This window comes from Thermus caldifontis (genome assembly GCF_003336745.1).
GTDB classification, from domain to species: Bacteria; Deinococcota; Deinococci; order Deinococcales; family Thermaceae; genus Thermus; species Thermus caldifontis.
In genome coordinates this window covers 55,687-65,740 of record NZ_KZ851835.1, presented here as the reverse complement: position 1 = coordinate 65,740, position 10,054 = coordinate 55,687, and the positions used below count along the sequence as shown (strand labels likewise).

The following is a 10,054-nucleotide window of genomic DNA, read 5'->3' as shown; positions in this document are numbered from 1 at the left end:
GAGCCCCTTCCGCTCATACAGCCTCAGGGTCTGGGGGTGCATCTCCAATAGCTCCGCCGCCACCGAGATCACGTACACGGGACGGTCCTTGTCCATGACCTTTAGCTCCCTCCGCTAAACCCCCCTAACCAACCCTATTATAAAGCGGGCACAAAACCTAAGCGCAAGGAAGCTCTCCTGGCCGCCTCCACCACCCGGGGGGCCAGGCGGTGGGCCTCCTCCAGGGAAAGGCGGCTTGCGGGGGCGGAAAGGGAAAGGGCCGCCACCACCTCTCCCCCGGGGCCAAAGATGGGGGCCGCCACGCAACGCACCCCCAGCTCCTTTTCCTCGTTATCCAGGGCATACCCTCTCTGGCGTACGGCCTCCAGTTCCCGCCTTAGGTCCTCGAGGCGGGTAAGGGTATAGGGGGTATAGGGGGTCAGGGAAAGCCCCTCGGGAATCCCCCGGAAGGCAAGGAGCACCTTCCCTACCCCGGTGGCGTGCAGGGGAGCCCGGGAACCGGGAGCGGTGAAGAGGCGGACCAACCTGCTTCCCTCCGCCTGGTCCAGGTAAAGGGCCTCCCTCCCCGCCAGCACCGCCAGGTTCACGCTCTCCCCCGTTTCCGCCGCCAGGGCCTCCATCTCCGGGCGCACCGCAAGAAGCAGGTTCTGCCTCGGATAGACCTGGCCCACGGCAAAGGCCTTGGGGCCCACCCGGTAAACCCCCTTTTCCTCCTCCACGAAGCCGTGGCGGACCAGGGTCTGGAGGAGGCGGTAAAGGGTGCTCTTGCTAAGCCCCGTCCGCTCTGCCAGGGGGGAAAGCCCGGCCTCCCTCAGCTCCCCCAGAGCCTGGAGCACCATCAGACCCCGCTCCAAGGTCTTCACCTCCTCGGCTCCTTTCCTCCTGGGTCGTGGCATGGGCCTCAGGCTAGCACCCCTCGGCCGGTTTTTCAATAATCAAAAAATCGTTTTGCTTCTTGACAAATCGGCATCCCCTCCCGTAGGCTCAAGCCACCATGAAGGGCGTGGAGATCCTTAAAGACCATCCCCTCTTAGGCGAGGTGCTCACGGAAGAGGCCTTGAGGTTCGTGGTGGCCCTGCACCGGGAGTTCAACCCCGTGCGCAAGGCGCTTTTGGAGCGCAGGAAAACCCTTTGGGAACGGTATAAGGCCGGGGAAAAGCCGGACTTCCTCGAGGAGACCGCCTTCGTGCGGGGCGGGTCCTGGCGGGTGGCCGAGGCCCCACCCGATCTCCAGGACCGCCGGGTGGAGATCACCGGTCCCGTGGACCGCAAGATGATCGTCAACGCCCTGAACTCCGGGGCCAAGGTCTTCATGGCGGACTTTGAGGACGCCCTTTCCCCCACCTGGGACAATGTGATCCAAGGGCAGAAGAACCTCTACGATGCCGTCCGCCGGCAGATTGACTTCATAAGCCCCGAGGGAAAGGAGTACAAGCTCAAGGAAAAGGTGGCCACCCTCCTTGTCCGGCCTCGAGGCTGGCACCTGGTGGAAAAGCACGTGCGGGTGGACGGGGAGCCCATCTCGGCCAGCCTCTTTGACTTTGGCCTCTACTTCTTCCACAACGCCCACGAGCTCCTAAGGCGGGGTAGCGGCCCCTACTTCTACCTGCCCAAGCTGGAAAGCCACCTGGAGGCCCGCCTTTGGAACCAGGTTTTCCACTTCGCCCAGGACTACCTGGGCCTCCCCCGGGGTACCATCCGGGCCACGGTGCTCATCGAAACCATCCTGGCGGCCTTTGAAATGGAGGAAATCCTTTACGAGCTTAAGGAGCACGCCGCCGGGCTCAACGCTGGCCGCTGGGACTACATCTTCAGCTGCATCAAGAAGTTCGCCACCACCGCCCCCATCTTCCCCGACCGAGCCCAGGTCACCATGACCGTTCCCTTCATGAAGGCCTACACCGAGCTTCTGGTGAAGTCCTGCCACATCCACGGGGCCCACGCCATCGGGGGGATGGCCGCCTTCATCCCCAGCCGCAAGGATCCTGAGGTGAACGAAAGGGCCTTCCAGCAGGTGCGGGCCGACAAGGAGCGGGAGGCCTCCCAGGGCTTTGACGGCACCTGGGTGGCCCACCCCGACCTGGTGCCTGTGGCCCAGGAGGTCTTTGACCGGTACCTGGGGGATAGGCCCCACCAGAAGCACGTGCAGCGGGAGGACGTCCAGGTGAGGGCGGAGGACCTCCTGAACTTCGAGGTCCCGGGGGGCAAGGTGACGGAGGGAGGCCTTCGCAACAACATCTCCGTGGCCCTCCAGTACCTGAACCAGTGGCTTCTGGGCAACGGGGCCGCCGCCATCTTCAACCTCATGGAGGATGCCGCCACCGCTGAGATCAGCAGGGCCCAGCTTTGGCAGTGGGTGCACCGGAAGGCCACCTTGGAGGACGGACGCACGGTCACCCCTGAGCTTTACCAAAGGATCAAGGAAGAGGAGCTGGCCAAGCTGGGAGGGCGGGAGGCTGGCCGCTACAGGGAGGCCGAGGAGATCCTGGACAAGCTGGTCCTCTCCGAGGAGTTCACGGAGTTCCTGACCCTGGTGGCCTACGAGTACCTGGATTGAGCTCGGGTGGCCTGGGTCAGGAAGGGGTGGGGTAGGCCCCCGCCCCTTCCGGTAAAGTGAAGGAGGAGGTGGCCATGGGCTTTTTGGAAGAGCTTAGGACCCTCTTCCCCCCAGGAAGACTCCTCACCAAGGAGGCAGAGCTGGCCCCTTACGAGTCCGACGCCCTCACCGCCTACCGCAAGCGCCCCTTGGCCGTGGCGCTTCCCGAGCGGAAGGAGGAGGTGGTGGAGGCGGTGCGCCTTTGTTACCGCCACGGCGTGCCCTTCGTGGCCCGGGGAAGCGGCACCAGCCTCTCGGGAGGTTCCTTGCCCGTGGAAGGGGGCCTGGTCCTTGCCCTAAACCGCATGAACCGCATCCTCCGCCTGGACCCCAAGGCCCGCATGGCCGTGGTGGAACCCGGGGTGGTGAACTTGGAGGTTTCCCGGCGGGCAGCCCCTTTTGGCCTCTACTACGCCCCTGACCCCTCCAGCCAACCCATCTCCACCCTCGGGGGGAACGTGGCCTTCAACTCCGGCGGGGCCCACTGCCTGAAGTACGGGATGACGGCAGGCCATGTGCTGGCCCTGGAGGTGGTCACCCCTAAGGGGGAGGTGGTGCGCCTGGGCGGGGAAAGCCTGGAGGGCGTGGGGCCTGACCTGCACGGCTTTTTCGTGGGCACCGAGGGGCTTTTGGGGGTAGCCCTGGAGATCACCCTAAGGCTCCTCCCCAAACCCGAGGCCTACCACACCCTTCTCGCCGCCTACGGGAGCCTCGAGGCCGCCGGGAACGCCGTAAGCCAGGTGATCCGAAGCGGGCTTCTCCCCGGGGCCATGGAGATCATGGACCGCTTGGCCATAGAGGCCGCCGAGGCAGCGGTGAAGGCCGGCTATCCTCAGGTGGAAGCCCTTCTCATCGTGGAGCTGGAGGGCCCCAAGGAGGAGGTGGAGGAGGAGGCCAAACTCCTAGCCCAGGTGATCCAGGAAAGCGGGGCCACCGAGGTGCGCATCGCCCAAAGCGAGGCGGAACGCCAGGCCATCTGGAAGGGGCGTAAGGCGGCCTTCAGCGCCGTGGGAAGGCTTTCCCCCGATTACCTCGTCCAAGACGGCGTGGTGCCCCGAAGCCGCCTGGGGGAGGCCCTAAGGGAGATCCGCAGGCTTTCCCAGGCCTACGGCCTTAGGGTGGCCAACGTCTTCCACGCCGGGGACGGGAACCTTCACCCCTTGGTCCTCTACGACGGCAAGAAGCCGGGGGAACTGGAGCGGGCCGAGGAGTTGGCCGGGGAGATCCTCAAGCTTTGCGTGCGCCTGGGGGGGTCCTTGACCGGGGAGCACGGCATCGGGGTGGAGAAGAAGGGGTATATGCCAAAGATGTTCGCTCCCGAAGACCTCCTGGCCATGGAACGGGTCAAGGAGGCCCTGGACCCCAAGGGCCTGGCCAACCGGGGCAAGGTGCTCCCGGACCACGGGCAAAGCCCGCATCAAGGTGGCCTGAAAACTGACCTGGGAGAGCTCTATGCCTGAGGTTTTCGCTTCCTCCCTGGAAGAAGTGCAGGAAACCGTGCGCGCCCATCCCCGCCTGCGCCCCAAGGGAGGCGGAAGCAAACCGGCCCTGTCCAGCCCCCAGGAAGGGGAAACCCTCCTCAACCTCTCGGGCCTCCGGGGCATCCTGGAGTACGCCCCGGAGGAGTTCGTCTTCACCGCCTACGCCGGTACCCCCCTCAAGGAGATCGAGGAGACCCTACGGACCCACGGCCAATACCTGCCCTTCCACCCACCCCTGGTGGAACAGGGGGCCACCCTGGGCGGCACGGTGGCGGCGGGGCTTTCCGGACCCATGCGGGAGCGGTTTGGGGGCCTCAGGGACTTCATCCTGGGGGTGCGCTTCGTGGACGGGGAGGGAAGGGCGGTGCGGGGCGGGGGTAAGGTGGTGAAAAACGCCGCCGGCTTTCCCTTTCACCGCCTCATGGTGGGCTCCTTGGGTGCCTTGGGGGTCATGGTGGAGCTTTCCTTTAAGGTCTTTCCCTACCCCCGGGCCACCCGAACCCTGAGGGTGGGCTTGGCCAAAAGGGCGGAAGCCCTGGCGGCCCTCGAGCACCTCAGGACCCTGCCCCTGGATCTCCTCGCCTTAGACCTGGTGCCTCCAGCCACCCTGGAGATCCGGCTGGGGGGATTCCCCGAAAGCCTGGAAAAACGAGTGCAGCGGCTACAGAGCCTTCTGCAAAGGGAAGGGGAGGTGCTCCGGGAGGACGAGGCCCATTGGGAAGGGGTAAGGAACTTGGCCTTCCTGAAGGAAAGCCCCATCTGGGTAAAGGTGCCTTCCCGTCTGGACCTCATCCCCATGCTGGAAGGCCTTCCTTTAGGACCCAGGCGCTACCTGGCTGGGGGAGAGCTTCTCTATGCGGGCCTAGACCCCGAAGGACTCCGGGCCCTCAGGGAAAGGGCCATCCCCCACCTGGTCTTGAAGGGAGAGGCGCAGCAGGCCCTTTACCCTCCTCCACCGGAAGCCTTCTTCGCCCCCATCAAGAGGGCCCTGGACCCCAAGGGCCGGTTTCCCTTAGGGTGAGAGCATGCAGCACCGCATACCCGTGGAAACCCTGGGCAAGGAAGGAGAGGTGATGGCCCACGCCATAGAGGCCTGCGTCCACTGCGGCTTCTGCCTCCCCACCTGCCCCACCTACCTGGTCCTGGGAGAGGAGATGGACTCCCCCAGGGGCCGCATCTTCCTCATGAAGGAGGTCCTCGAGGGGAACCTCCCCTTGGAGGAAACCCTCCCCTACCTGGACCGGTGCCTGGCCTGCCAGGCCTGCGTTACCGCCTGCCCAAGCGGCGTCCCCTACGGCGAGCTCATCGCCACCTTCCGCATGCACACCGAAAAGAAGCGCCACCGCTACCCCCTGGAAACCGTCTACCGCCAGGCCCTCCTCCGCACCCTGCCCTACCCGGAGCGCTTTAGGCCCCTGGCCCAGCTGGGAAGCCGGCTCAAACCCCTTCTCCAGCCCCTTCCCCTGCCCAAGGCCCTAAAGGCCCCCATCGCCCTCCTCCCCGACCACCTGCCGGAAAGGGAATCCTACCAGGAGGTCTACCCCGCCAAGGGCCAAAGGCGGGCCAGGGTGGGCATCCTCCTGGGCTGCGCCCAGCAGGTCCTGAGGCCCTCCATCAACCAGGCCACCATCCGGGTCCTGCAGGAAAACGGGGTAGAGGTAGTGGCGGCGAGGGAACAGGTCTGCTGCGGGGCCCTAAACCTCCACGCCGGGGACAAGGAGGGGGCCATGGCCTTGGCCCGGAAGAACCTTAAGGCCTTCCGGGAGGTGGACTACGTGGTCACCAACGCCGCCGGCTGCGGCTCGGGGATGAAGGAATACCCCCTTCTCTTCCTGGGGGATCCCGAGGAGGAGGAGGCCCGAGCCCTGGCCGCCAAGGTGAAGGACCTTACCGTCATCCTGGACGAGCTGGGCTTCCTTCCTCCTCCCCCGCCACGAAAGCCCCTCAGGGTGGCCTACCACGACGCCTGCCACCTGGCCCACGCCCAGGGGGTGCGGGAAGCCCCCAGGAGGATCCTGAAGGCGTCCGGGGTGGAGGTGCTGGAGCCCAAGGAGTGGGAGATCTGCTGCGGTAGCGCCGGCACCTACAACCTCTTCCAGCCGGAAATCGCCGAGGTTTTGGGTCGAAGGAAAGCGGAAAACCTCCAGGCCACGGAGCCCCACCTGGTGGTCACCGGCAACATCGGTTGCCTCACCCAGATCCAGGCCTACCTGGAAAAGGGTATCCCCATCCTGCACACCGCAGAACTCCTGGAGATGCTCTATCTGGGCCAACGCCCCGGGGAAGGAACGGAGGGGGGATCGCCCCCATAATCTGAAGGTATGGCCCCACAGGATAAGCCCGGGGAACGCTTGGCCGAGAAGGTGGCCCGCCTGGCTGGGGGAAGCAAGAGGGAAGGTGCGCAAAGCCTGGGAAATGCGCCCTGCCCAGCCAAACCCCAGCCAGGTCCCCAACAACCCGCGCACGTCCTGGAGGAAAAACTTGGTCCAAGGCCGCAGGAACACCTGGCCAAGCCCCTTTCCTCCAAGGGAGCGGCTTTGGCCAGACGGCTCCAGGCCAAAAGTGAGGCCATGACGCCCCTCCTTATAGCCGCCTTTCTAGAGGCCCTCCAGGAGGCCCACCCCTACCGCCTTACCCTTAAGGCCCTCCCCAGGGCCAAGCCCCACCTGATCCTGGCGGTGGGCAAGGGAGCGGCGTGGATGCTGAAGGCCGCCTTGGACCGCTATGGGGAAGTGCCCTACCACCTCACCCTGCCCAAGGGGCAGGAAGCCTTGGGGCTACGGGCGGTCTTCGCCGGCCATCCCCTGCCCGATGGGGAAAGCCTCAAAGCGGCCCAGGAGGTTTTGGAGCTCCTTAAGGGGCTTTCCTCCAAGGCCCGGGTTTTGGCCTTGGTATCGGGTGGGGGAAGCGCCCTGTGGTGCCTGCCCCAGGGGATCTCCCTGGAGGAAAAACGGGCCCTTACGGAGGCCCTTCTAAAGAGCGGGGCCAGCATAAAGGAGATCAACACCGTGCGCAAGCACCTTTCCCGGGCGAAGGGGGGAAGGCTTCTTCTGGCCACCCCGGCCCGGGTCCAGGTGCTTCTTCTTTCCGACGTGCCGGGGGACGATCCCGGGGTCATCGCCTCCGGCCCCTTCCACCCCGATCCCAGCACGTACCTCGAGGCCCTCTCCATCCTGGACCGGTATGGCCTGGCCTTTCCCGAGGCCAGGCGGGTGCTGGAGGCGGGGGTACAAGGCCGGCTTCTCGAAACCCTGAAGCCCCAAGACCCCGCCCTAATGCGGCTCGCCTACCGGATCGCCGGGCGCAACCTGGACCTCCTCAAGGCCGCCCAAAACTTCTTAAGGCGACAAGGCCACCGGGCGGTGATCCTTTCCGACCGCTTCGGCGGCGAAGCCCGGGCCTTGGCCCGTTTCCATGCGGAGCTGGTGGAAACCGTCCGCGCCCATGGGCTCCCCTTCAAACCTCCCCTTTTCCTCCTCTCTGGTGGGGAAGCCCAGGTGCAGGTGAGGGGAAAGGGCAAGGGGGGCCGGAACCTGGAGTTTCTCCTCTCCCTTTACGCCCACCTCGAGGCTCCCCTTTACGCCCTGGCTGCTGATTCCGACGGGCTGGATGGACCCTCGGGGGTAGCGGGGGCTTTGCTCACCCCAGAAGTCTGGGAGTTGGGCCTGGACCCGAGGCCCTTCCTGGAGGCCAATGACAGCCTGGGCTTTTTTGAGCAGGCAGGAACCCTTCTGCACACAGGCCCCACCGGAACTAACCTCAACGACTTCCGCCTCCTCTTTGTAGACTAAGGGCGTGGAGTACCCGGAGCTGGAGCCGGTCCTTTCCGCCATCCTCAAGACCGTCCCGGTGAGGAAGATCATGCTCTTCGGCAGCCGGGCCCGGGGGGAGGGCCGCCCCGAAAGCGATTACGACCTCCTCATCGTGGTGCCCCCCGAGTACAAGACCATGCGGGCTTGGAAAGACCTCTATGAGGTCACCAGTAAGGTCAAGAGGGACTTTAGCCTGGATCTTATCCTGGCCACCGAAGAGGACCTGGAGAAGTACCGAAATGCCTGGATGACCGTCTACCCAAAGGCCCTAAAGGAGGGCCGGGTGCTCTATGCCGCATGAAACCTCGGACCCGTGGGCCTGGCTAGCCCGGGCCCGTCTGGGGCGGACCAGCCCGGAGGTGGCCTGGGAGGACCCCTGCTTTGACGCCCAGCAGGCTGCAGAAAAAGCCCTCAAAGCCCTCCTCATCGCCTGGAACATCCCTTTTCCCCGAACCCACGACCTGGGCAGACTTTTAGAGCTTATCCGTCCCCATTTTCCCGTGCCCCCGAGGCTGGAAGGCCTTGCCCGCCTCAACCCCTTTGCGGTGGCAGGCCGCTACCCCGGAGATCTCCCCGAAGCCACGGAAGAGGATTGGAAGGAGGCCCTCCTACTTGCGGAACAAAGGGTGGCCTGGGTGGAATCCCTCATGTCCCAGGGCCATGGCTAGCCTCTACCTCCACGTCCCCTTCTGCCCCACCCTATGCCCCTACTGCGACTTTCACGTGGTGCGCCGAGGCCCGGGGTGGGTGGAGGCCTATCTAAAGCGCCTAAGCGAGGAAGCCCAAAGGCTTCACGAAAGCCACCCTCAGCCCCTCAAAACCCTCTACCTGGGCGGGGGCACCCCGAGCTTCCTCCGGGATCGGGAACTGGTCTCCCTTTTCCAGGCCCTTCCCTGGGAGCTGGAAGCGGATGCAGAGGTGACCCTCGAGGCCAACCCCGGCACGTTAAACCAGCAAAGGCTTGCCCTCCTAAAAGACCTCGGGGTCAACCGCCTCTCCCTAGGGGTGCAAAGCTTCCAGGATCGGGTGCTGAAGTTTCTGGGCCGGGCCCATGGGCGAAAGGGGGCCCTGAAAGCCGTGGAGCTGGCCTTGGAGGGGGGGTTTAGGGTTTCCTTGGACCTCATCCTGGGCCTTCCCATGCAGGACGTGGAACAGGACCTAAAGGAGGCCGCCTTCCTAGGGGTGGGGCACGTGTCCGCCTACACCCTGCAGGTGGAGAAGGGTACCCCCTTCGCCCTTTTGGGCTTGGGGGAGGACCCGGAAAGGGAAGGCTGGGCCATGGAGAGGGCGGAGGAGGTGTTGGGGGAAGCCGGCCTTTGGCGCTACGAGGTTTCCAACTTTGCTAGACCCAAGGAGGAGGCCCAGCACAACCTGGTCTACTGGCGGAACGGCTTCTGGCTGGCCTTGGGCCCTGGGGCCACGGGCCAGTACCCGGGCATGGGAGCCGTCTACGCTTTCCGCCGCACCAACCCTCCCCTCCCCCGCTGGCTCCTAGGGGAACCCCCCCAGGAGGAGGCCATCTCCCCCCTGGAGCACGCCAAGGAAAGCCTGATGCTGGGCCTGCGCTTGAGGGAGGGGGTGGATGTGGAGGCCTTGGAGAGGAGAACAGGCCTCCCCTTGCGGCCAAGGCTGGAGGATGCCGCTCGGAACCTGGCCCAGGAAGGCTATCTGGAGGTGGAGGGTTCCCGCCTAAAGCCCACCCCAAAGGGCCTCCCCCTCCTGCACCGGGTGGTGCTGGAGCTATGGGAAGCCCTCGAGGGCTAGGCGAAGGCCAAGGCTTCCCGCGCCCGGTCGGCCAAGGCGAAGAAACGCTCCTTGGTGAGGGGGATTTTGCCGGTCACCAAGCCCCTCCCGGGCTCATAGTGGGCGTGCAGGTGGACGTGGGCCCGGGGAAGCCGGAGGCCAATCCGTTTCAGCTTGGCGTGGCGCGGGGACACATCCGCCAATAAAAAGGGCTCCCCCAGGGCGTCGGAAAGGGAGGCGGTCATGATGGTGGTGGGAAGGTCATAGGGGCGCTCCATGCGGTAGATGAAGTCGGGGAAGTCCGCCTCCTTCTCAAACCGGACCCCCTTCTCCTGGGCATACTCCCGCATCCAGGAAAGGAGCTCCACCCAGGCCTCGTAGAGTTCCCGTTCGTGCGCGGCGCTCATGGTCCCAAGTATACC

11 protein-coding genes are annotated in these 10,054 nt (G+C 65.2%); 8 read left to right on the top strand and 3 right to left on the bottom strand.

All coding sequences use genetic code 11. The features are described from left to right. On the bottom strand, window positions 1–96 hold a 96-nt coding region (locus tag DK874_RS11800), incomplete at its 3' end, for a MerR family DNA-binding transcriptional regulator (RefSeq protein ID WP_439144800.1). 41 nt (window positions 97–137) lie between these two features. Next, window positions 138–896 (bottom strand): IclR family transcriptional regulator, encoded by a 759-nt coding sequence (locus DK874_RS01145; protein ID WP_114311984.1) that lies wholly within the window; start codon window positions 894–896, stop codon window positions 138–140. A 98-nt stretch (window positions 897–994) separates the two neighbouring features. Here DK874_RS01145 and aceB point away from each other — a divergent pair, with 98 nt between their 5' ends. From aceB to hemW, 8 genes are all read left to right on the top strand, one after another. Beyond that, window positions 995–2,557, top strand: a complete 1,563-nt coding sequence (aceB, locus tag DK874_RS01140; RefSeq protein ID WP_114311982.1) for a malate synthase A — start codon at window positions 995–997, stop codon at window positions 2,555–2,557. Between the two features lie 74 nt (window positions 2,558–2,631). Continuing rightward, on the top strand, window positions 2,632–4,056 hold the full coding sequence (locus tag DK874_RS01135) for an FAD-linked oxidase C-terminal domain-containing protein (protein ID WP_114311993.1): 1,425 nt from the start codon (window positions 2,632–2,634) through the stop codon (window positions 4,054–4,056). Next, on the top strand, window positions 4,049–5,098 hold the full coding sequence (locus DK874_RS01130) for an FAD-binding protein (protein ID WP_114311980.1): 1,050 nt from the start codon (window positions 4,049–4,051) through the stop codon (window positions 5,096–5,098). The genes DK874_RS01135 and DK874_RS01130 overlap by 8 nt, the downstream gene beginning before the upstream one ends. Window positions 5,099–5,102: 4 nt before the next feature. Then, a complete protein-coding gene (gene glcF, locus DK874_RS01125; RefSeq protein ID WP_114311978.1) occupies window positions 5,103–6,389 on the top strand; it encodes a glycolate oxidase subunit GlcF in 1,287 nt (428 codons plus the stop codon). A gap of 258 nt (window positions 6,390–6,647) precedes the next feature. After that, complete coding sequence (locus DK874_RS01120) at window positions 6,648–7,868, top strand: glycerate kinase type-2 family protein (RefSeq protein ID WP_114311990.1); 1,221 nt, start codon at window positions 6,648–6,650, stop codon at window positions 7,866–7,868. A gap of 4 nt (window positions 7,869–7,872) precedes the next feature. Then, window positions 7,873–8,190 carry a nucleotidyltransferase domain-containing protein gene (locus tag DK874_RS01115; protein ID WP_114311976.1) on the top strand — a complete coding sequence of 106 codons (318 nt, stop codon included), beginning with the start codon at window positions 7,873–7,875 and terminating at the stop codon, window positions 8,188–8,190. Continuing rightward, on the top strand, window positions 8,180–8,557 hold the full coding sequence (locus DK874_RS01110) for a HEPN domain-containing protein (protein ID WP_114311974.1): 378 nt from the start codon (window positions 8,180–8,182) through the stop codon (window positions 8,555–8,557). The genes DK874_RS01115 and DK874_RS01110 overlap by 11 nt, the downstream gene beginning before the upstream one ends. Beyond that, the gene (hemW, locus tag DK874_RS01105) at window positions 8,550–9,653 is read left to right on the top strand and encodes a radical SAM family heme chaperone HemW (protein ID WP_114311971.1); all 1,104 of its coding nucleotides are present in this window, start codon (window positions 8,550–8,552) and stop codon (window positions 9,651–9,653) included. The genes DK874_RS01110 and hemW overlap by 8 nt, the downstream gene beginning before the upstream one ends. On the opposite strand, the gene DK874_RS01100 is transcribed toward hemW, so the two are convergent. After that, a complete protein-coding gene (locus DK874_RS01100; protein ID WP_114311969.1) occupies window positions 9,650–10,039 on the bottom strand; it encodes an NADH-quinone oxidoreductase subunit 15 in 390 nt (129 codons plus the stop codon). The two genes, hemW and DK874_RS01100, sit on opposite strands and share 4 nt — an antisense overlap. Window positions 10,040–10,054: the final 15 nt, after the last annotated feature.

Coding starts and splice junctions, on each gene's coding strand:
- DK874_RS01135 (WP_114311993.1), top strand. CDS start 2,632: ATGGGCTTTTTGGAAGAGCTTAGGACCCTCTTCCCCCCAGGAAGACTC.
- DK874_RS01120 (WP_114311990.1), top strand. CDS start 6,648: ATGACGCCCCTCCTTATAGCCGCCTTTCTAGAGGCCCTCCAGGAGGCC.
- aceB (WP_114311982.1), top strand. CDS start 995: ATGAAGGGCGTGGAGATCCTTAAAGACCATCCCCTCTTAGGCGAGGTG.
- hemW (WP_114311971.1), top strand. CDS start 8,550: ATGGCTAGCCTCTACCTCCACGTCCCCTTCTGCCCCACCCTATGCCCC.
- DK874_RS01130 (WP_114311980.1), top strand. CDS start 4,049: ATGCCTGAGGTTTTCGCTTCCTCCCTGGAAGAAGTGCAGGAAACCGTG.
- DK874_RS01145 (WP_114311984.1), bottom strand. CDS start 896: ATGCCACGACCCAGGAGGAAAGGAGCCGAGGAGGTGAAGACCTTGGAG.
- DK874_RS01110 (WP_114311974.1), top strand. CDS start 8,180: ATGCCGCATGAAACCTCGGACCCGTGGGCCTGGCTAGCCCGGGCCCGT.
- glcF (WP_114311978.1), top strand. CDS start 5,103: ATGCAGCACCGCATACCCGTGGAAACCCTGGGCAAGGAAGGAGAGGTG.
- DK874_RS01100 (WP_114311969.1), bottom strand. CDS start 10,039: ATGAGCGCCGCGCACGAACGGGAACTCTACGAGGCCTGGGTGGAGCTC.